This is a genomic window from Flavobacterium tagetis (assembly GCF_016735615.1).
In the GTDB taxonomy this organism is placed as follows: Bacteria; Bacteroidota; Bacteroidia; order Flavobacteriales; family Flavobacteriaceae; genus Flavobacterium; species Flavobacterium tagetis.
In genome coordinates this window covers 553317-576336 of sequence record NZ_JAERSF010000002.1, presented here as the reverse complement: position 1 = coordinate 576336, position 23020 = coordinate 553317, and the positions used below count along the sequence as shown (strand labels likewise).

The window sequence follows — 23020 nt, the reverse complement described above, 5'->3', positions numbered from 1 at the left end:
TTTCGGCGTTTTTTCATTTTTTTATTCTTCTATGAAAAGTCGATAAGGAAATACGTTTGATGACCTATTTTTTAAGTTCTTTATAAAACTTTCACATAAATAATCCCATTCTGTAGACGATAGATAATTTCTCTCTGTTGCATTTATTTTTAGATAAATATCTACTGTTCTACTAAAACCTGCTTTTACAGAAATTTCTTTTCGCGTTCCTTTTTCTATTCTAATATCTGTTAAACAGCTTTTAAAATGATTAAACCCAAATGCTTTTATATCTGCAAATGTTACGATTCTTCCACGAGTAAGTAAAGCATTTCTATAAGCCAAAATACGATCTTTATTATTCTGCTTATTCATTCCGCCAACAGTATTGGTAACCAAAACTGCTTCTTTACTTACAAACAGCAAATCATCTTTCGATTCTAAAACAGTCCCTGCTTTGATGTCATTCCCTTCTTCTGCACAAGTAGACCAATAATGTATTCCAAATGACTTTCCTATAGATTCATCAATCTTTGGCTTAATCATTAAGTAAGGGTCATTATTTTTAGAAAAACTGCTTTCTCTTGCCTGTTGCTCTACAGAAGCTAAAAGCTGATTTATTTCAACCAAAGAACTGTTCATAAAGTCTTTACCTAAACCTGCAAAAGAGGAACTTTCATCCTTTAACAAGTCTAATACATTTTGAAGTAATTCTGATGCACTTCTAGAATCGAATCTAGAAACTCCGCCTGTTCTTAATACTGCATTTCCTTCTTCAAGTACGCCATCTTTAAATTCTTTTATTTCATAATGATTATTGAATCCATCAATAACGGTATCAACATCTAGATAAAAATTATTGTCTGTTTCTAATGCAATATAAGACAAGAAATTACCTAGCGTTTTATTGATAATATGCTTCTTTTTATTTATTACAGGAAAGCAGTTTGCCGTAAAAGAAACATTGTCTACTATTTGTGGAATTAACGATTCTGGAAAAATCATTTTTACCCAAATAATCGGATTATCATTTCTTTCTGTTATAGCTTCAAAGCACTTATATTCTGAACCGTATTCATTAAGAGGTTTATACTTTAATGATCCTTTCAGGGTATAAAAATTATCAAAATAAAACTCATTTACTTCCTGCATAATTTCACTCAAATGCGTGTAATTACGATTGATAATATTCTCTATATCAATATTGTTTACAGGAACATTGTAACCTTCTTCTACAGCAATTTGCACATCATCCTGAAAGCATTTCATCTGTTTTAAATAGTAATGAAACATTTCTTTCTGATGTATATTTTTAATGTCAATATATAACATTAAATCTTCGATTTCTTCAACTTTCGAATTTGTCAATTCAATCCCTAAGAACACAACACCAGAAGGTAGTGAATTCTTATAATCTCGTATGCCATCTTTGTAAAAAAGATTCGAAATCTCGAACAAATTACGCTCATATGCCACATACTTTACCTCTGCAGACGACAGCTTTACTTCTAATGTCGGCGATAGCGCAATCTCTTTAGTAATTGGCGCTAAAGGATTGTAAATATTATGAATTCTTCGATTTGCCGACATCTGATTCTGCAATGAAACTTTCATATTATTCTCTATTGGCAAAGCATGCAAAATTGCTCTTGCAGGTTTTACTCCTGTAGTAACTTCTGGAAACATAATTTCTAGAACCCTTTCAACTACACGAGTTTTTGAGTCTTCAAGCTCATGAGCTACTTTTTCTAATTCGTAAGACAATGCATTAAGCATCATTGATACTACAGGATCAAAAGATGTTTCCATCTCAACATCTGAAAAGCCCCATGACCTAGCTGCTCTTTTTAGCACTCTGTCTTTTATTCTGTCTTGTCTCATTATTTATTATAGTATTGCTAAGAACCTTTTTAAACTAAATGATATATTAATAAAAAGCTTAATCTATTTTAAAAAACAATTCTCTTTATAAATTTTTCTTTGCCAATCTCCCCAGAATCCGATCATTTTCTAAGAACCATTGTCCATTAAATTTCTGAAGTTTTATATTCTCCCTTGAACTCGAAAATGGCCCTGGATTTTGCTGAATTATTTCGATAAAATTTTCTTCAACCTTAGAAATAATTGCAACATGACCATAAGGATTAAGCAGTGATTTATTATAAATTATAATGTCATTTTCTTTTGGTTTTTCTTTACTTGGATTTGAAAACTGAATTAAGTTTCTTTTTTCATTCATTTTTCCATCTCCAACCGTTTTATCATAAAAATCTAAAGCATTTCCATAAGAATCAGGCATTTTGTGTTTTAAATATTGATAATAATATCTTTTAATAAACTCCACGCATTGGTATTTCATTCCCAAATTGTAACCATCATCAGTCAGATTTCTACCTGTCGAATTACCTACACCTCCATTATAATATACATTTACACCATTTAGACTATCGATTTTTTCACCAACAGAATGATTCAAATTCCAATTGACTTTTTTTATAGTTACTACAACAGCATATATTAGAATTAATACACTAATGGAGATTATAATTATTTTCTTCATGTTCTCGATCAATAATTAGATGGCCTTATCTCCAAGATTTGCTGCCCAAGATTTAGATTCTATAATTGGATAATCTGGTATTTTTATTTTGAGTGAATTGTTATTCTTTTTAGCTTTTTTGTAATTCTCATACACACATTGATAGTTTGGTATATAAGCTTTAGTTGATTCAAATGTAAAGGTATAGACAGGCACAAAACAAGTCAGATAACTAGAATCTACGAAGGTATATTCATACTCTAGTTTTTCTAGAAACTCTTTATTGGTAAGCTTTTCAAACTGATCTGATAGATTCACTCTCTCTTTTTCAGTAAAATCTTTTACATTTTTAACAGCCCATTTAGGAAGTTCTTTTTTTATTATTTCTATTTGATTATCATTTAATACATGTGGTGATTTTTCCTTTATCAATGTTTCGCTGATACACTCACATTCTGCATTATTAATTTTATCATTTATTTGAACAGGTGTATTTCCCCAAATTTCATAGGTGCCACTCTCTGTTCTGCATGGCATATTTTTAAGATAGTACTCGTTTAGCAAAAAGTACCCCAAAATGATAATAATAACTAAAACAATTGCTTTTTTCATGTTTACATTGGCTTAAAAGTTTGCATTTCAGGAGGTACACCTTTTGGTGATGGTGCGGCTTTAACATTATGTCTTGCCCCATGTGGATCAAAAATTGCTCCATCAACCTTTTCCATATTCGATTCTATATGTTTCCAATCATTCCATCTTTTTATTTCCTCTGCTGTAAGCTTGTATTTAGTATCCAATAAATGAGCATATTTATCCCCCGCTGGTGCGAGCGTCTAGCTCGTCAGTTCAATTAAGTTATTCTTAACAAATATCACGAGCGAGATGCTCATATTATGACGATGCTTAGTTTTTTACAACATCAATTCTTCCTGTTTCAGAATCGATCTTTGCTAAATATGCTAAGTGAGGATTTTCAACCCCTCTTTTATCTAAAATAGTGGCATAGCCAATATAATATGATTTTCCTTGAATATAGATTACTTTATTATAATGCTTAAAAAAATCTTCATTAATTTTTAATTTCATTAATTTTTCAAAATTTTCGTCATAAAGCTTATTGGCCATATCAACTTTTATTGAAAAATTTGTTTCAATATCTTTAAAATTTGAATCATTAGGATAATACTTTTTATTATTACACCCAAAAAGTGAAAATATTCCCATTAGAATTATTATTTTTTTCATATCTATCCTTTAAAATCTGTCGCTTCTTTTTTTATTACTGAAACTTTCGCCAATTGTCCTAAATGCTCTTTGGAAGTACTAGTAAAAGCTCGTAAATCTTCTAGCAATCCTGAGGGTTTTTGTGTAGTATCTGGTATATTATTTCCTCTAATTATATTAAACGGAAAGGCTTCCTGAATAGCTGTTTTAACCGTCGTTGTACACTGTTCACCTCTCCAAGGATATGCACTATAAATTTTAAGGTGTTTATATCTCTCCTCCCACCATTTTAACATTTTATTTGCTTCATGTTCTTTTACATAAAATTCTATTTTATGAACTTCCCCATAAATATAAGTACCATAATGTATTATATTTCCATTAACATCTTGAACATCTTTCCACGATAACTGAATATGCTTAAGAGCCATATCTAAAGTGACTTGTTCCGGTTTTATTTTTTTTCTATTTGCAATATGAGTACCCCACCAAGGTTGTCCTGGAGAATTTTTATAACTAGGGCGGTCTAAAAATACATTGTCATTTTTATCTCCATCATTATTAAAATCAACATCATATTCATTTTCTGAATATGTTCCAGGGGTATTATTTGGTCCATAATCAAAGTATCTCTCTCCAATAGCCATGGCAGAATGTCCTGCCATACCTAATGCACTCACCGGGTCATTAAAAATTGTATAATACGAGTGTGGTAATTCAATGATAACGGTTATTAAAACTTCTTTCTCAAAAATAATTAAATAATCGTCCATATTATATGGCAACTCAATAACTTCTCCTTTATAAGAACAACTTACATACAATTCTACTTCTGCATCTCCCTCTTCATCAATTAATTTTTGTGTTCCACTCCCTGTTGTCCATTCAATTATTCCTTTGTTGCCTTTTATTGTTATTTTATTATATGGATTTGAAGTACCTTTTATAATTAAATTAAGTTTATCATCAAGATTTAACATTCCATCCCAATCATAGACAGTAAAATTAACTTCTTCACCGTCCTTTATATCTTTTGTTTCTAAATGGAATCTTATTGTATCACCAATATAAGCTTTTTTTATCGGCTTATCTTTGTCATCAGTCCACCAGCCTTTTATAAAATGCGTCCCAGCTGGTATTTCTTCCCAATTCCCTACATAATGCTGTTCCTCAGCATTGTAAACTACTTTCGTTCCCGCAGAATGTGTTATTTCATTAAAGTTCTCTAAATAAGTTTCACTATGAGAAGTAAAACCTCCAGACGCCACACGAGTAATAGTTCCTCCAGCCATAGTTTAATAAAAGTTAGATTTATCCCCTGAATTACTTTTCATTTGTGATTTGGTATTGAATTTTGTTTCTTTTTCGGTAGTAGAACTTTTAGAACTCCCAATTTCCATCAAATCTTTAGCTTTTGATTTTTTTTCACCTTTAGCCTCTTCAAAAATATTTGCCGCAGATAGAGTGTAATCAGCACCCGCATTTTGAGAAATCAAAGCACCTGCACTTTGAAAAATATCTACTCCAGCACTTTCTGTAATATTCATTCCTGCATTGGCAGTAATATTCTGAGAAGCATTTAGATTAATATCTTTCGCATTAAAATTAATCGTGTTGTTGGCAGTAATATTAATATCTCCTGCAACAGTATCAATTACTATTTCGTTACCATTTTTATCAGCAATTATGATGCTTTCGTCTTCTGTAAATTTTATTACATGTCCGCTTCTAGTATGAATCGCTTTTATGTTATTCTGTGCATCAGCATAACCGCTTGAATCTTGTCCGTTATATTGGGCTCCAATCACATATGGATTCTGCACATTGTTACCTTCAAAACCAATTAAAACCTCTTCTCCAATTTCTGGCACAAAATAAAATCCTTTTCCTGAACCAGAATAAGGCTGTACCATTCTTATCCAATCTGTCACTGCCGTACCGCTTGCACCGTAAAATTCAACTCTTACACGTCCTAACCCTTCTGGGTCATTATTTTCTTTTACGTGTGCTGGCTGCGTTTCGGCTTTACCGTAAACAAATACATCGGTGTAATGCGGTGCAGATACATCTGCAGGAATTGCTTTAAATTCACAAGAATAATTTCCATGTACTTGAGAATGATGTACCACTTCAATAGCTATTAATTCGTGCTGTACCGTTTGATTTTGAATTGTAAAAACCTGTCCTAAACCAATTGGAAAATAAGAAATACCGCTATAATATACACTATTGGCATCACTGCCTGCAGTTTGCAGTTTTACCATTTCATCAAGTTCGTCTTTATTTGTTGCATTCGCAGTATAAGAGCCATTGTTCAAATCAGAATTTGCTACAGTTCCTTGATTATACCCTACAATAGCAGCAAAACTGTCTTTACTGCCAGATGAAGTTTTAGTCGCAGCTTCACGAAAAGTCGATACGTTTTTATAATCGTAACCATTCAGCGAAATTTTATGCGAGCTCATATTGGCCTGTATCTTAAAACTATGCAATGAAGCACCATTAATCAATTTGGTCTGGCTATTTTTTGTCTGCCCAAACTGCATACGCATTCCATCAAAATAAAACCATTGTCCATAACGTGTCGCTATTCTTTTTAAGAACTCAAAGCTTGTTTCGTTATACTGCAAAAGATTATTGAATTCCTTAAGATAGGTTGATTTAATAGACTCTCTTTGATAAAATTCTCCTGGTCCTTCAGCAAAAATACTCAGTACGATATCATCCATACTGCGGTCTTTAAATGTTCTTGCTTTTTTCATGTCATCAATAACAATACTGTGACTTACGCCTGAAACATGCAATCCTGCTGGGCTTCCATCAACATCAATAGAAGAAAGTTCTGTAATTATACCTTTGCTCATTAGTCTAATTCCTGTAAGACTTTTAAAAGTAAAAATTACCTCATCTCCTAGATAGGTTCTCAGTGCTTTAGCTTGGTCTGCAGGATTAATTACTGCTTTGCCTGTATATTGCCAAATGAAAGAAAAATGATGATGGTCGGCCATTTTTTGAGATAGCTTTAGATCATAATAAACAACGTTTTGAGTAAAACCACCTATGGTTATATGTACTTGTTCCGAAAAATGTGCCATAATAATGTGTCCTGTTTTTAATTAGCTTTTAAACAATTAATCTAAAGCAATCCAATTATTTGAGAATTTAGCATCTCCAAAAGTCAATTCTTTTGCCACTAATTCCATGGTAATTCTCATTGGGATTTCGGTAGTGCTTGTAAATTGCTCGTTATAACCAACACAAAATGCTTTCGTAAACTTAAGTTCTTTCATTTTACTCAATGCATCTCTTCTATAGAAAACAATTTTACCATCTTTGGTTAAATCTCCATTTAGCATCCAAGCCAAAAAATGACTGTTCTGACTTGCTTCAATTATCATTTTTATAACTCCGCCTTTAGCGTTTCCTGTAGGCTTACTTGTTGTGTCAATTTCTTGTTTAAAACCAATATTAAATTCAAGAACATTAAATTCTTCTCCGTCTATATGTAATTTAGATAAAAAACTCATTTTGTAGATTTATTTGATGATTAAAATTTAGGCAACGTTTGTATGTTTTTTTTAGAAGTAAAAAACAAAAAAGGAAGTCTAAGTTAATAGACTTCCTTTAATAACTTAATAAAGATTGATAAAGTCCAAAGGATTATACCCAAGCATTATCAAATTCTCCTCCACCCATCGAAATTTTGCGAGCAGAAATCATAAAAGTTTCAGTTAATGGATTTTCACTGTTATGATCAAAGTTTTCTTTGTACTTAACCATGTAAGCTTCTGTAAACTTTAGCTCTTTTAAAGTAGCGTTTGAATCACGTTTGATGAATTTTACTGACCCATCTTTTCTTTCGAAATTGTTAGTCATCCACTCAAACAATTCAGTACTTCCAGTTGATTCAACTTCAATCATAATTCTTCCTCCACGAGTTACTGTAGATGGACGCCCAGAAGCATCTGTTTCTTGAGCTAAATCATAACTAACGTTTAATACTTTGTAATCTTTTCCTGCTACTGTTAATGATGTTAAAAACGACATAATGAAAAATTTTTAATTATTTATTTATTTATGCTGTAAATATATAAATAAAATCTTATATTAATATATTTTTTAATAAAACTTTATTTACAATATATAATTGACAAGTAATCAAACCTTTAAAAACAACAAACTCTTTTTTAAAAGCTATTGAAATAAAAATATTACTAAAAAAATCTATTTATAAGATAACGGCCCGACAAAAAAGTATCCTCTAAAGTCAAAATCACGGTTTGTACTTTTTATTGTGGCTTCTATTATTATATCAACTTTCTTTTTTGATCTGCTAACATCATCAACAAAATATCTTGTCTCTGATAATTCAACGATAAGCTCTTTTACTTTTATTCTCTTTTCATGAAAAGCCAAAGACTGTTTCATTGTCTTTGAAATAATTTCTTTTAGCGTATTTTCATTCATCAGTAAATCAAAATCGATTTCCCAGATTTTTGACCCAAACGTTTCATCAAACTTGCACTCACCAAATGTCGTAGTGGCCAGTAAAATGATCTGTTGCGCAATAGAATGCTCAATAGAGGTTTTTTCCAACTCTTTTTTTTGCATTACGCTATTAAAATCTATTGGAAGTTTGTAAAATGCTCCTTTCATATTTTACTTTTTAAATATAAATCAACTTATTAGCTCGACCTTTTTTATCTGTCTCCATCTTCTTAGAAACCTGTTTACGCTTTATGATGTGCAGTTTAACTGATGGTGTCAATTTTAGAAATTTTTCCCTGTACAGTATATCTCCAATAAACCTCTGCCCTTTTTTCTCATCAACAATTACAAAATAGCTTATTCCTTTCTCCACTTTTAGTGTATTAATATCACCTGCAAAAAGCTGAATATTTTGTTCTCCTTTTTGAAAAGTATAGGTAAGTTTATCTTCATTTAACTGTCTGTATCTTGAAATATCATACATTTCCATTTCTTCTTTTAAAGGTTCGAAAGGAATATTTTCAAAAAGAAAGTTATTTGGAGCTAAGAATTTTAAACCCAGAAAACTCCACAATCCTTTTTTCTTTGTCTGTTGCTTGTAGAAAAAAGTATCACGGGTAACTTTATATACTTCTTTCTCGTTTGTTTTATCATCTGAAACTATCATTTGATAAACCGGAACTTCAATTTCAGCTGGAATTTCGATACCTTCTAAATGCGTATTCAAATAAACCGATCCAACCTCCTGTTCTGAAATTGTTATATTGATGCTATGCTTTTTTAAAGCAGAGTCTGTTTTTACAATTACTTTCCCTTCTCCGCTTCCTGCATAAAAAACAGAACCGTCGTTATCTGTAAGTCCTAATGAAAGGTTCAATTCTGGAAATGGCATATCTTATTTTTTATAGATTATAGTACTGTCAAAAATTAACTCGATTAAATTTTATTTTTTCTTTCTCACTTTGTAGAGTTTTAGACAGTGCAGATAAAACCTTATATTTTGATTGTCAACTTCTGTAGGGCTAAATTCATAGTCTTTTTTGAGCGTAAAAAACTTTATAGTGTTTATGGAGTTAGACATTAACTTTTTAATATCTTTTCTTCTAAGCTCTAGAGCCGCAGTACCATCGCAATTAACCTGAAAACTATTTTTTAATAAATAGCGATCTCCGTTTTTGAAATATAATTCAAGAGGCTGTTCTTTTTTTACACAAACATTATCTGTAAAAATTTTAAAATATAAGTAGATGCTCCTTTTTCTTTTACCTAACTGAAAAACAGCATATTCGTAATCTTCGTTGTATACACGAAGTAAAATTGGTGTCGCACTTGCAAATAACTTTCCTGAAAGCAATAAATCATTTTGCGTAATAGGACAGCTTAAAGTATCAATCTGATTTACTTTTTGTGCTTTAATCGAATTTGATAGTGAAAACAAACCGACTAAAAGTAAAATTTTAAGTACGTTCATGAATTTGAATTATTTGGTTTGATCATTCAAAAGATCAATGTTTTGTTGAAAAAGGAAGCACAATTTTATGTGCTTCCTTTTTTTATTTACTGTACAATTATTTTTGTTCGTAATCTGTATCCCATTCTGTTCCGTCATCACCTTTGTGACCATCCATTTTAATAAGGAAGTTTTTAGCAGGGAAATACGGTTTCATATGGATATCCATATAGATTCTGTCCTTTTGAATTGGATCTTGTTCAAATCTGCGGATTTCAAAATTCTCTATTAATTTATCTGGACCAGTGATTCCGTCAAGGAAAGCAACGATCTGATTCATAATTTCTTTACGTGTTTTAGCAGTAAAGTTTTCGAAAGCACGACGGTTAAGGAAATCCATTAACACTTTTGTCACATAATCAAAAACACGAACTACAGAATACGTTTGTAATCCTAAGTTATCTCCGCTGAATAATGTTTTAGCAGAGAAAGCCATTACTTTTCCGTATTCATTTACCATCGGAACCAATCCTAAGTTTTCAAGATTAGCAATTTCGCTTTTCTTAAGATCAAATTTCACTCCGTCAACTTCATTAATACCTCCGAATTTCTTACCAGCAGTAACCTGAGACATTAATGTTTTGTATATTTTTCCTGCTAATGCAGCCGAAGGTGCAACGTGTAAATCTTCGTTTTCTCCAATTTGATCAAATCTGCCACGTCCAACAAGCCAGTTGCAAGTCATGATTACGTTAGAACGATATACATCTCCTCCTGTTAAAGAAGCAGCGTCGAACATTTCCATTACATCATCCGGTTCATCAAGGTGTTCGAAATCTGTAACTAGCATTACTTTGTTTTCATGTGCAATTTTTGCCCATTTTTCAATCACTTTATTTGATCCTAAATACCCTGGAATTACCAAAATACCGTAGTTGTTTTTAAGGTCTAAACGATCGTAATTATCAACTAATTCTGCATGAATCGCATCAATAAAACGAGTATTGTCAAGATCTTTTAACTGATCTAATTCTGCGTTTACAATCGTAACATTTTTTACTTTATCCGATTCTGTGTTTTTAAAGAATAAAGCTAAAGTTCTGTAAGCAGCTTCAATTTCTCTTGTATCTTCAACAGCTTTTGCAAGGTTCTTTTGCAATAAAGCTTCAGATTCTTTGCATTTGTCTTCACTTTGCGCCACCATATCAGTCAAAGCTTCATTGTTGCTTAAAACTGAAGACCAAAGTTCTAAAGTCTTTAAAAGCGTTTCTCTTTCTTTTGCTTTGTTTACTTCTCCTAAAAAGATTTTTCTTCTTGCTTTTCTATCTGGATTAAGGTTTTGAACTCCTTCAATTGCCATTTCCAACAAATCAAAACCGCCATATTTAGCCAGTTTTTCAACATTTTTTTCAATTGAAATTCCTTTAACTGCTTTAGGTTCTAATACCGCTGTATCCAGATCTCCTTTATATGCTTCTTTAGTTGACATATCTATACTTTTTAATTTCTTATTTGTTCTCTTTTAACTCATTGATCAATGCTCCAAGGCTTTCTAGCAAAGCTTGTTTTGCTTCTCCGTCTTCTAAAGCCGCTTTTAAAATCTTATTTGATTTTAACTGGCGGATAATTTTTTGATATTGATCTTTTTCTGTTTCAAGATCAGATAAAAAGCTACTTTGTGTTGTGATTCCTTTTATACCAAAATCACCTAAGTTTTTAAAGTTTAAAGGCTCAACTTTAGTAGCGCCATCAGCAGTTTCAAAATTTACTTTTACTTCTGGTTTAAAGTGTTCGAATGCTTTTTCGATGCTTGTTATTCCTTCTACCAATTCTGGTTTCACTGGAGCATCTACTGTTAATTTTTGAGCAACAAGTGTTCTGTTCTGAGGGATTGCAGTGATCGCTTCATCTGCATCAATTTTTACTTCATTACCTCCAATTCCATAGTTTGACAACATAATTTCAAATTTTTAAATGATTAGTTTATTAATTTCTTTATTCTAAATTTCTAGTTATTGATTTTGGTAAACTTGACGGCATACATCTAAGTCTCTACTTACTTTTTCTAATTCTTCTTTGTACGTTTTAGCCGACTGATTCAAACTGTCTATTAGGTGCGAATTGTGCGTAAGGCTTCTAATTTGTTTTTTGTAATCAATGATATTCTTATAGGCCAGAATAACATTGTTATATAATTTTTTGTTTTCAGTAGTGTCTTTGGGAACTTTTTGATAAATATTAGCAATCATAACATTTGCCAAACGCTGCTGAAAATCGTTATCTACTTTTGGCGAATTGATTGAATCGATTGTCATTCTGATACTGTCAATTTTAACCGAAAAATTAGTCTGATAATCATATTCTCTTTTCATCATTTCATTTTCTGCTTTCAGCATTTTGTTTTCTGCTACGGGCATGTAAAAGTTGAACGAAACTGCAATCAGCATAACTGCAAAAGTCAGGACAAAGGCAATTAAAAAAGCAATAAATGCTTTTTGGCGTTCTTGTTTATTTAATACTTCCATAATTATATTACTATTTTATTTTTTAGTCTTTTATAAAGAAACCGTGACGTTTTGGGTTGTGAACAATATCTTTTTTCTCTGTTTCGGCAACAAACAATTCGATGTTTTCTTTCTTCTTACCGATGTAATCCAGTTTGCTTAATGTTTCGAATAACTTCTCTATTCTGCTTAAAGCATTTATAGCCAGTGAAGCTGTTTTGTCGATATGCACATGATCGTAACCAGCATTTATAAGCGTAGTAAACAATATTTCGAAATCTCCTTGCGAGATATCACACCATTCGGCAAAATAGTTTAACAGCTCTTCTTTTCCTGCTCCTGATTTTGAATCGATAAAATTCTTCATCACTCTGGCAAACGCTACCACTGTACTTAACATTGAAGCTGGATGCTGGTGCAATGAAAACCAACGAAACTGCGTTAAACAGCTGCCTAAATAATATCCTGTATTGTCAGCCAATTGCATTACCGTTTGCGGCAAAAGTCCTGTTTGTTGTCCTCTATTAATTTTTTGAGAAATCTGAACCGAGTAAATCTCAATCTGACCAAACGAACGGGCAATCTGCGCTTGCATATCAACCAGTTTTGGATGACAGGATACTGTTACAGAAGACGGAATATAGTCTTCGTCTAAAACTGTAGTATCTCCAATTAAGATTTTACCAATTGCGAGATAGAAACCACCGTATCCAATTCCTGAGCGGAATTCTTCGGCTTTAATTAAATGCAGTTTGTATTCTGGCTGCGTGTACGGATATCTTGGCGGTACCTCATCTGGATCTGGTTCGCCAAAAGGGATTCTCTTTTTAGAATTAACCGAAATACAAGCCAATAAAACCAATTGTTCGCCGTCTTTTATTTCGTAAGTATCTTCTGGATACGGAATCTGAAGGTCTAATGTATCTGTATTGCTTTTACTGATTTCAATTCTGGATCCGTTTGGGGTTATGGCGTGGCATTCTTCTACACGAACGCGAAGCAGTTTGTGATTATCGATTCCTAAAGTAATTTTTGTAGCCTCTTTGTTTTGGTTTCCAGAATCCAGCAGACCATAACTTATAGGTGTGGTATGAATACCTATTGCATCGTTTACCAACTCAGAAACATTGTCCTGAATAGATAAAAAATGACTCTTATTTATCTTCATCCCGTCAATCCAGTTTACGGGAAAATGACTTAATTTTTCTATCATAATTCTATAGTTTTTATTTTGAAAAGAGAATGTTTCGTTTCTCTTTTGTTGGGTTAGATTTTGATTATTAGCGTTGTTATTCTTATTATAACAAGATTTTACGGGTTAAATAGACACAATTATGCACACTGAGCCTGATTTTCAGTTTTTCTCTTGGATTTATATTTTAGTTCTAAAAAGTAGAAAGCCGTTACACATCTTAATTAAAAGTTATTTATATCATTATCTCCAAACTGTTCAATAACGCTATCAAAATTGAATTCTTTAAGAGATACTTCAATTTGTTTAGTGCTTTTTTCTTCTCCAGTTGGCAAACTTTTAAAATATGTAACTGAGTTAGAAACCCAATCTTCTCCTTTTTTATGAAACTCTATGTCAATTGAATTATGTCCACTTATAATAGTTAATGGCAAACCTGTGGTTTTTATATGGAGAATTTTTACATTACAATTATCAAAACACCTTTCAAAGATTAAATTTTCTTTTTTGTCTAATAATGATATACAATTATCATCCTCAACTAAAAGAACATTCCCATCATTTAAAGTAAAAGAATCATCAACAGAATCACCTACATCGTCATTAGTGACACAATCTGCTTTTGTACCTTTTATTTTTTTTATTTTATCAGTACTAACCTCATTCACAAAATATTTAACAACAATTGGTAAATCATTATTTTTAATTTCCAATTTGGCAAGACCTTTTTCTTTATCTACAAGTAAAAATTTATAATATGATTTTTCCGTTTTATCTATAAACAATGATATTCCTGTTTCATCTTCTTTTATATGATCAATCTTTGCTTTAGTACTTTCCATTATACCATTTTCAAAAATTGAATCATTAATAATTTTTATATCTTCACCTTTATATCCACAATCAATAATCAAAAATTCATTATCTCTTTTTTGTACCTCAATCCATTTTCCTTTAAAATCTTCTTTACTATCCTGAGATTTGCAAGAAAACAATACACTTAACAGTAACAGACCAAAAACTATTTTTCTCATATTATTCTATTTTATTATTTCTCAGCTAACAAAAGCATAAAACTCCTGCTAGCTGGGGCTTTTCTTTTCAATATGTCAAGGAGCTTACTTTTAAATTATTTTATTTTTAGTATTCAACATTCAAGCTCAAGATATTTAGTCTTTTAATTGTTGATTTTTTCTTTTATTTTATCAATATCAAAATCATTAAAAAATATCTTTCCAAATACTTCTTTACCATATGTGAAAGTTTTATCATTTTCACCATCAACACTAATTAATTCAACACTGTATTTGTGCAATACAATTTCATTGGATTTTAAGTCATACTTAAATGTTATGTAGTCATTACCTCTAACTTCTCCTGCTTGATTATTTTCTTCAAATGTGAAATAATTGTCTTTAACTACTAAATTTTGAAGACCTTCTGCCATTGAGTTAAAAAAAGAAGTGTAAATAATATTTTTATTTTCATAAATATCATAACCTTTTTCTTTTTTGATAAACACACAAACAGACGATTCTTTTGTTAGTTTATTATTAGCTATTTCAGAAGGCTCAAAAATTATAATTTTATCCATTTTACCGTCCATATTTAGATCACAATCTTTTTCATTCTTTACTTTGCAGTTTTTTAATTTAAAAAGTTTTGTATAATCCTTCAAAACATTTTCCTTTTCTATTTGATTATCAGATTTTCTCGCTATGGTTACATTCGTTTTTAATTCTTGAATATCTATTTTTTCCTTTTTACTACATGATGATATAAATAAAAGGATGACTGTCAAATTAAAAAAAGTCATTCTTCTCATGTCAATTATTTTATATTAATTCTGCTTTTATGTACAAAACCTACTAATCCATTTTTTGTTTGAACAAACCACCAGTCATCTCTATTATCCAATACATCTATAGTGGCATTATTTTCTAATTTTTCTATTATATCAGATTTAACACTTTTAGACTTTCTTAAATTACAATAACCATCTTTATCAAATATTTGGTATGTTTTTATATTTCTGTAATTTTTATTTATTCTCTCTTTTTTTAATGTATTATATACAGACATTGCTTTTTCTCTCATTTGATAATCAAGGATATTATACAGTTTTGATGAATAAACTAAATTTTCAATGTCAAAATAAAAATGCCAAAAAGTATTTATATCTGTATTGTTTAATCTTTGTAGCTTTTTATTAAATTCTTTATCATTCTCAACTAAAGTCACTAAGTTTATATGAAAATAATTGACTCCATCTGCTTCCCATTTAGCTTGTGTCGCAATTTTTAATATTATCTCTTTACAATCTTCACTTGTTGATGATAGTTTAAAGAAATAATTTATAAAGTCATACGCTTCACTATATAGAATATTTGGTTTATCTGTTTTGTCATTCCATCCAAAAACTGATTTAAAATCTGTAAATGTTTTTGGAAAGTTTTGAATGAATTTTTTTTCGTCCTTATTTAAATATGCACTCTTTAATTTCAAAGGATCTTCACCTTCAGGTGAAAAATTCTTAAATGAAAACAGTAATAGAAGTGGTAAAAGACCAATTAATAAATTACCGAACATTTTCAATTTCAATTTTTCTTTCTTATTCATATATCATTTCAATTTTATCTCAGTTTAAATTCCCTCAGCTAACAAAAGTCTACAACTTTTGCTAGCTGGGGCTTTTCTTTTCAATATGTCAAGGAGCTTATTACTTTTTTAATAAATTCTAATAATCTTTTATTGTCAAATTATTTCTTATCGACTATAGCCCCTTTATTATCAATAATATAAGACTTATAAAAAACCTTCTTTTCAGTCGTATTTTTTCTTTTATATAGACTGATTACGTAATCTTTCGAAATATTAAACTGAGTGAGAGATTCACCATCCATCAATCCAATTTCTAAAGAAGAAATTACTTTATTATCACTAAGAATAACTAAATCATACGATTCAATATCTGAATCAGTGTTACATAAAATCATAGGCTGATAATCTTTAATTTTGGGAAGATACATATAATCACTTGGGTGAAAATTATTACTAAAAACCTTTGCGATTGCATCATCTTCTTTAAAAAAGTATTTTGGATAATTATTATCACATTTAATGCTATCGTATGGGTTTACACATGCTTTATAGTACTCATCAAATTCTATTGGCAAAATAGAATATCGAATCTTGTCATTAGAAAGACTTTTTTTAACTTCTTTTTTTTCTATTTGACATAAACTGAAAATATCATTTTTTGATAAAATATTTTTATCGAACTCTACTTCAATTGGATTATCTGGGTCTGCACTTGTATTGTATAGTTTTTGATCATTAACATTTAATACTAACCAAGCGATTGTGCTTTCAACTATTTGTTTAACCTTTGGATCTTCAGATACATTATTTTCAATGTAAACTTGAATAGTTACATTATCACCTTCAATTCTATCTATTTTAGTTAAAAAATCATTTTGTCCTCTTAAATCTAATTTGCTTGATTTAACAATTTGATAAACAATGTCTCCACAGGTTATTTCTAAATTTTTAGTAGAAGTCTCTTTTAATGAATCATTTGGCTTTTCTAATTTGGAATCTTTACAGCTTATTAAAATAAGTGATATTATTATTAATATTTTTTTCATGGCGTTTACATTATAATTCCCTCAGCTAACAAAAGCATAACACTTTTGCTAGCTAGGGCTTTTCTTTTCAATATGTCAAGGAGCTTAAAATATTTAATTTTTTTATTTCAAACTTTCGAACTTATCTTAATTAGATACTATTCTACTCTTATGAATATATCCTTTTTGTCCGTCTTTATTTTCAACCAAACACCATCCTTTTTGAGATTCTTCGACATCCTTTTCGATATTATCTAATACAATTATATGTTCTCCTGAATTTATTTTTATAACAACCTTAGAATTTGTACTTGCATTTTCTCGCAGATTTGTAAATCCGTCTTTATCATAAATTTTATTTTGATTATATCTTATATCAAGAAATTTCAAAATATCGTCAATCTTTGATGCTTCACTATCGTAAAAAGTCGGGTCTCCATTTTCATAAAGTCCATTATTTTTCAAATTAATTTTCTTCAGATCATCTGATTCTTTTTTAGTTTCTTTAGCAATATTAACATCTCTTAAAGAAACAATATACCCGTTCTTTAACAACACTTTAACTGCCTGGTAATCTTCTTGTTCAATGGCTTTTTTCATTATCTCTTTTAGATAATTTTCTAAATGATATTTCTTAATGTAATAATCAAGCCATTCACTATTTATAAATTGATTACTCTCAGAAAAAGTTTCATGATTAATCAAAATTTTTAAATTCTCAGGATCAAAATCTTCTAATAAAGGATTTTCTTTTTCATATAAACTCAATTTTCTTTTAAACTCTAATATTTCAGCATCATTTGTGTCTACAAGATCTTTAGGAGCAAATTTTATAATTGAGCCTTCATTGAATAAATCAGAAAATTTAATAGATTCTATAGTTAAACCATCTTTTTCAATAACTATATTTTGTTTTTTAAATTCGATTCTATCATTTTTCTTTTCACAACTCAATATCATTGTTAATAATAAAGCCAAAAACATTCTTTTTAAATTTTCCATTTAAATTATTTATTTTAACATTTAAATTCCCTCAGCTAACAAATGTAAATCACCTTTGCTAGCTGGGGCTTTTCTTTTCAATATGTCAAGGAGCATATATGCTTTTTTATATTATTCAGATTTAATTTTGGTTTTATAAACATATCCCTTACTTCCAGAATTTGTTTTTATCAGCCACCAATTTTCTGAATCATCTAATATTTCAACTCTTTCCCCTGATTTAATTTTTTCAATTATAGCTGATGTACTATTTTTATCTTTTCTCACGTTAGTGTAGCCATCAGGATCGATAACTTTACCATAAGAAACCTCATTTTCTTCTGACATCAATAAGTACTTTTTAGTATAACTGTCAATTAATGGATATCCATAAAATTTTTGAGATTTAAATCTGTCTAACATCTTAGGATTTTGAATATAAAAATTATTAAGTAAACTGTAACCTTTATTATCATTCAAATCCTTATCTTCATAATGCTGTAATTCAACTTCTATTAAAAAAGCTAGTGTAGCATCAATCAATGAACCATCTGTTTTCTCTTTAATTTTATTAGAATTGTTATTCAGAAAATAAGCTAAATCAAAAATAAAATCAGGCTTTTTATTAGCTATATCTTGCAATATTTTTTTTCTAATTACATCTGGTTTTGTTTTATTATTATACCATAAAAGATGCCATTTAAAACTTTCATTATAATTGTCAACCTTCTTTATATTCTTTACAAATGAATTATTTAAAAGATTATTTTTTTCATAATTTAAATACACAACAATATCTTCAACTTTATCTTTATCTACGTTTACTTTTGATATTGCAGATAAATCATCATTAAATAAAACCTTATTGTAGTTTATAAAATCAATATTATAATCATTATTCAGTCCATCTTTTAAAATATCTGCAAAAGCATCTCCAGCTCCATCAATTACACCTCTATCAACTTGATAAGTATCTATAAATCCTTCATTACTTAAAGCTGTGTATCCAAGGCCACTTTCTAAATAAACATCATTAAATTTTGCATTATCAATATCAACTCCAAAATATTCAATAACTTTGTTTTTAAATACACTATGCTCTAAGAACTTGTAATTATTATTTTTTAGCAAATCTCTCATTAATGGCATATATTCAGCATATAACTTATCTTCATTTTTCTTCATTGATTCTATTCTTTTCTCTTTTGTCTGAGAATTGCAAGAGCTAAAGCTTACAATAGAAACAACTAAAATGGAAATCATTAAACTTCTCATAATTATATTTTATAATTTTTAATTCCCTCAGCTAACAAAAGCGCAAAACTCTTGCTAGCTGGGGCTTTTCTTTTCAATATGTCAAGGAGCTATGTGAAACAAATTGTAACTATTTAACAGAAACAATTAAGCCATTGTCATCTATTTTAAATCGCTCTATCTTTTTAATTTTTAAATCTTCACCGCTTTTTGATTTAGTATTTAACACAAAAACATAATCTCGATTTATTTCAAATTCTGTTAGTTCAGATATTGTATTCGGTTCATCCGTATCTTTAGCAAAACCAATATCTTGCTTTGTAATAACTTTATCATTTTTTATTGTTACTAACGTATAGGTAAAATCATCAAAATTGAAATTTGCTATAATAAAAACCTTAACATCTTTTATGTCTGGTAATCTTAAATAATCTTTAGTATCTAAATTGGCTATATTACAATCTAATTGATTCCATACATTATTACCATTAATAATTTTATTTGTTATAGGTAAATTTGTAATCTTAGTCTTTGAATAACAATCACTTTGATGATTGTCATTTTGCTTTTTAAAAAATACCAGATAATCATCGAATGTTATAATAATTGTATTATCGGCAATAATTAATTCGTCCCAAGGAATTTCACAAGCCTTTTCAGGATATAATGATTGATAAACCGTAATTTCATTTCCAAGCTTTATTTTATTTTTTACAAATATATTCTCATACATTTTAGCCGTTTTACTGCTTTCATAATATTCTGTTAGGCTTTTATTGCTTTTATAATAATCATAAATACATGATTCTCCGATTTTTACTTTCTTTTCATCAATTTCTATTTTAACATTTTTAAATTGATTTACAATTTCATCTTTCGTCATTTTAGATGTTCCTGAGATCGAATTTTCAGAAAGTTTATAAAATGACCAATAATTCCCTACTAAACTATTATCATTTAATTCTTTATCATAACTTGGTTCTAATTTAGATACTCTTTGTATTGAATCTTCTTTTAAGTCTTTTTCTAGACTGGCATTGATTTTTGAATCTTCTTTACAGTTTACAAACAATAAAGTCAAAATTGCAAAACTTAATATTTTTTTCATTATTCTTTTTTTTAGTGTTTTGAGTCGTATATATTATTTAAAAATATGTTGTTTTCAGCTTTTCTCCTTTTTACCAATCCTTTTAAACCTCCACTGGTTACATCTAAAAATTCTTCAGCTGCTTCATCATATTCCTTATTTAATAAATGCTTGTGAAGCTTCGGTGCTTTCTTCTTTACAAAAAAGTTTTCTCCACAATTAAATAAGAAACTTACTAATGCATCAAACTCATGTTGATACAAAGGAACAGTTACATCACGTTGTACAGCTTTTTCAAATTGAACAATTCTAAGATCGAATAACTCCAATGCTCTTTTTTCAGTAATTCCATTTTTAAACTCCTGAGGCTCTGAACCGTTACATGGTCCTAAATGGACTAAATGTCCATAACCAATTGTACAATGATGATCTTTAGAATCATCATTGTACAGATTAGGTTTAAATTCTTCCCAATCTTTAATAAATTGTTTGCCTTTAGCTGTTATTTTTAACTTTTTAGGATCAACTCTTTCCCCTTTTTTGCCATCCTCTTTCGATTTTTTATCAGAATTATTACCCCCGCTGCTACAATTGCAAGTATTTAAAAGGCCTAATTTTAGTCCTAATTGAAAAACAGATCCATTAGAAATTTTTTCTTGACTTTTAACAAAATATTTATCATCCAAATATTCATTATCAAACTCTCTAACGTCCAAATGTATCCAACTATATGTTTGGTCTTTACCCATTCCAATTGGTTCAATTGAAAAGTTATTCTTTCCATTGACCCATTGATATTTGGCATCTAGATATTTGGCATAAAATTTATTATAAATTTCATTCAGTTTAGGCAAATTTGCTGTGACTTTCCCTCCAATCGTTTCTCCATTTTTACTAAATTGAATATCAACAGCTTTTCCCATATGGTTCGTGCTTTTTCTTGGAACAGAATTATTATGTTCCCAACATCTATAGCCAGCAGTTTTCCAGAGATACTTATATACATTTTGTTCGCTCAAATAAAATCTTAATGCACTAGTTCCCCATAATAACGATCTATGCATCCCTGGTCTTTCATACTTATGATAACGTTCAATCTTAGAAGAGGACACATATTCTCCTTTATATCTACCTTTTCCAAAGCCAGAGCATTTATTTCTAATTGAACTAACATTTTTACATAAACAAGTGTAATCAGATATTTTTTCCTCCCATTTATTAGAGAATTCATCAATAGCCTTCAAAACACTTCCACATACTTTACCAGTTTCAGGAACTTTCATGTAATCACGCTGAAATTGCTTAATCATTTTTTCTGTCCTATCTGTAAATTTGTCTGTAGGAACATTTCCTCCAAATCCAGCTAATCGAATGTTAATTTCTCTTATAAGTTCACTAGCAGGAGAGTTTTTGCTAATACAATATTTTTCACCACAGTTTTTTGCTTCCTGTTTATCGCCTTCTCCAATTTTTGCAGCCTTATTAGTATGCTCTACAGGATCTGGTTTAAAAACTTTAGCATCTACATCTACAACCGCACTTTGTTTATTCATACTTGCATCTTGTACAACTTCGACATATGCAAACACTTCTTGTTCTGCACCTTCTCCCCAATAGCTTCCTCCTTTGCTTCTTGGAATTTTATTAAGAGGAACAACTACAGCATATATATTTGATTTAATAGTAAATTTTTCATCAAATAATAAATCATCCGAAATCCCGTCTTCATCGTATAATTTAAGACGTATTTCTTTATCTATCAAACCTTGAGAATCGATCCAAACTTTGATTTCTTTATCTTTAAAAACTCCGCTTATCGCACGTCCTGAAGTATCTGTAAGATGTACTCTGGTAATTGTTGCCTTAACTTTTGGAGCAGTAGTAGAACCAGAAGCTGGGGCTTTAGTTTTTGGCTGTGTCGGCTGTGGCACAGAGGCTTTAGGTTTAGGTGTTTCTGGCTGTTGTACCGGTACTTTTGCCTTATAAGGCGCTACAGGAGCTTCAACATCATTTACATTCACATTGTTACTTGCAATTTTATTTTTATTAAAATCTGTTGTAACATAGTATTCATGAATTTTTCCTTCTTCTGGACCGTTTTGTTTTGCAATTTTCGCAAAACTTGGTCTCAGTAAAAAGTCAACATCTGCTTTACCGTTCTTTACAATTCCAGAAAGTGTTTGTATTATATTTTTTTCATTTGCTTTATTGTGTCCTGCACCAGCAGCATCATCTTCCCAAAGGGTAACATATACTTTGTGTTTTTCCATATGGAGACAATGAACCCTTGCTTTTAGAGTCTGTCCATAAGAAAGCGGTTTTGATGGTTTTTGTCCGTTTTTATCAAGCAGTTCTATGCTTTCAATTTTTGGTTTTTCTGCAGGATGTGAAGTTATATTAAGGCGTGCCACATCTTCTCCTCTTCTTGCCAGAATACGGATGCCTTTTCTTTCTAAACTTTTTTGAAGAAAGGTGTAAGAGATTCTTTTTCCTGTTTTATCATTTTCTTTAGTCTTACGCCATCTTCCGTTTTCAAGAATGTATATTTCCCATTTTACAGGCTGTTCAAAACTATTATTAGAAGCTCCATTTTGAAAAGGCAGAATACTCGGCAAAAAAGCATTTACTGAGTAGAATTCTTCCTTACCTACAACAGGATCCGGATTTCCAATTATTTTAAAATCTGACATACT

24 protein-coding genes are annotated in these 23020 nt (G+C 30.0%); all 24 read right to left on the bottom strand.

Going from position 1 to position 23020, the window contains the following annotated elements:
- Positions 1-21 precede the first annotated feature (21 nt).
- Positions 22-1860 (bottom strand): type VI secretion system baseplate subunit TssF, encoded by a 1839-nt coding sequence (locus JI750_RS09920; RefSeq protein ID WP_202000961.1) that lies wholly within the window; start codon positions 1858-1860, stop codon positions 22-24.
- 85 nt (positions 1861-1945) lie between these two features.
- Positions 1946-2539 (bottom strand): CHAP domain-containing protein, encoded by a 594-nt coding sequence (locus JI750_RS09915; RefSeq protein WP_202000948.1) that lies wholly within the window; start codon positions 2537-2539, stop codon positions 1946-1948.
- A gap of 15 nt (positions 2540-2554) precedes the next feature.
- Positions 2555-3130: a hypothetical protein gene (locus JI750_RS09910; RefSeq protein WP_202000947.1), complete on the bottom strand. Its 576-nt coding sequence runs from the start codon at positions 3128-3130 to the stop codon at positions 2555-2557.
- 2 nt (positions 3131-3132) lie between these two features.
- A complete protein-coding gene (locus JI750_RS09905) occupies positions 3133-3318 on the bottom strand; it encodes a hypothetical protein (protein WP_202000946.1) in 186 nt (61 codons plus the stop codon).
- Between the two features lie 106 nt (positions 3319-3424).
- Positions 3425-3766 carry a hypothetical protein gene (locus tag JI750_RS09900; protein WP_202000945.1) on the bottom strand — a complete coding sequence of 114 codons (342 nt, stop codon included), beginning with the start codon at positions 3764-3766 and terminating at the stop codon, positions 3425-3427.
- Positions 3767-3768: 2 nt separating this feature from the next.
- Positions 3769-5037: a hypothetical protein gene (locus JI750_RS09895; RefSeq protein ID WP_202000943.1), complete on the bottom strand. Its 1269-nt coding sequence runs from the start codon at positions 5035-5037 to the stop codon at positions 3769-3771.
- A gap of 3 nt (positions 5038-5040) precedes the next feature.
- On the bottom strand, positions 5041-6840 hold the full coding sequence (locus tag JI750_RS09890) for a type VI secretion system Vgr family protein (protein ID WP_202000941.1): 1800 nt from the start codon (positions 6838-6840) through the stop codon (positions 5041-5043).
- Positions 6841-6876: 36 nt separating this feature from the next.
- On the bottom strand, positions 6877-7272 hold the full coding sequence (tssD, locus tag JI750_RS09885; protein ID WP_160782448.1) for a type VI secretion system tube protein TssD: 396 nt from the start codon (positions 7270-7272) through the stop codon (positions 6877-6879).
- A gap of 133 nt (positions 7273-7405) precedes the next feature.
- A complete protein-coding gene (tssD, locus tag JI750_RS09880) occupies positions 7406-7792 on the bottom strand; it encodes a type VI secretion system tube protein TssD (protein WP_012025247.1) in 387 nt (128 codons plus the stop codon).
- Between the two features lie 177 nt (positions 7793-7969).
- Positions 7970-8401, bottom strand: a complete 432-nt coding sequence (locus JI750_RS09875) for a GPW/gp25 family protein (RefSeq protein ID WP_111424126.1) — start codon at positions 8399-8401, stop codon at positions 7970-7972.
- A gap of 10 nt (positions 8402-8411) precedes the next feature.
- Complete coding sequence (locus JI750_RS09870) at positions 8412-9125, bottom strand: hypothetical protein (protein WP_202000939.1); 714 nt, start codon at positions 9123-9125, stop codon at positions 8412-8414.
- 51 nt (positions 9126-9176) lie between these two features.
- On the bottom strand, positions 9177-9704 hold the full coding sequence (locus tag JI750_RS09865) for a hypothetical protein (protein ID WP_202000938.1): 528 nt from the start codon (positions 9702-9704) through the stop codon (positions 9177-9179).
- Between the two features lie 97 nt (positions 9705-9801).
- Positions 9802-11172 (bottom strand): DUF5458 family protein, encoded by a 1371-nt coding sequence (locus tag JI750_RS09860; protein WP_202000935.1) that lies wholly within the window; start codon positions 11170-11172, stop codon positions 9802-9804.
- Positions 11173-11191: 19 nt separating this feature from the next.
- Entirely contained in the window at positions 11192-11641 is a 450-nt protein-coding gene (locus JI750_RS09855) for a hypothetical protein (RefSeq protein WP_012025252.1), read from the bottom strand.
- Positions 11642-11695: 54 nt separating this feature from the next.
- Positions 11696-12208, bottom strand: coding sequence for a type VI secretion system TssO (gene tssO, locus JI750_RS09850; RefSeq protein ID WP_160782442.1), 513 nt, complete (start codon positions 12206-12208; stop codon positions 11696-11698).
- Between the two features lie 22 nt (positions 12209-12230).
- The gene (locus JI750_RS09845) at positions 12231-13400 is read right to left on the bottom strand and encodes a hypothetical protein (RefSeq protein ID WP_160782441.1); all 1170 of its coding nucleotides are present in this window, start codon (positions 13398-13400) and stop codon (positions 12231-12233) included.
- Between the two features lie 203 nt (positions 13401-13603).
- The gene (locus JI750_RS09840) at positions 13604-14413 is read right to left on the bottom strand and encodes a hypothetical protein (RefSeq protein WP_202000931.1); all 810 of its coding nucleotides are present in this window, start codon (positions 14411-14413) and stop codon (positions 13604-13606) included.
- Positions 14414-14556: 143 nt separating this feature from the next.
- Positions 14557-15204, bottom strand: coding sequence for a hypothetical protein (locus JI750_RS09835; protein ID WP_202000929.1), 648 nt, complete (start codon positions 15202-15204; stop codon positions 14557-14559).
- A 5-nt stretch (positions 15205-15209) separates the two neighbouring features.
- Positions 15210-15998, bottom strand: a complete 789-nt coding sequence (locus JI750_RS09830; protein WP_202000927.1) for an SH3 domain-containing protein — start codon at positions 15996-15998, stop codon at positions 15210-15212.
- A 140-nt stretch (positions 15999-16138) separates the two neighbouring features.
- Entirely contained in the window at positions 16139-17026 is an 888-nt protein-coding gene (locus JI750_RS09825) for a hypothetical protein (protein ID WP_202000925.1), read from the bottom strand.
- Between the two features lie 126 nt (positions 17027-17152).
- Positions 17153-18007 carry an SH3 domain-containing protein gene (locus JI750_RS09820; RefSeq protein WP_202000923.1) on the bottom strand — a complete coding sequence of 285 codons (855 nt, stop codon included), beginning with the start codon at positions 18005-18007 and terminating at the stop codon, positions 17153-17155.
- Positions 18008-18118: 111 nt separating this feature from the next.
- Positions 18119-19261 (bottom strand): SH3 domain-containing protein, encoded by a 1143-nt coding sequence (locus JI750_RS09815; RefSeq protein WP_202000921.1) that lies wholly within the window; start codon positions 19259-19261, stop codon positions 18119-18121.
- Between the two features lie 109 nt (positions 19262-19370).
- A complete protein-coding gene (locus tag JI750_RS09810) occupies positions 19371-20348 on the bottom strand; it encodes a hypothetical protein (protein ID WP_202000919.1) in 978 nt (325 codons plus the stop codon).
- A gap of 11 nt (positions 20349-20359) precedes the next feature.
- Positions 20360-23017 carry a glycoside hydrolase family protein gene (locus JI750_RS09805; protein WP_202000916.1) on the bottom strand — a complete coding sequence of 886 codons (2658 nt, stop codon included), beginning with the start codon at positions 23015-23017 and terminating at the stop codon, positions 20360-20362.
- Between the last annotated feature and the right edge of the window lie 3 nt (positions 23018-23020).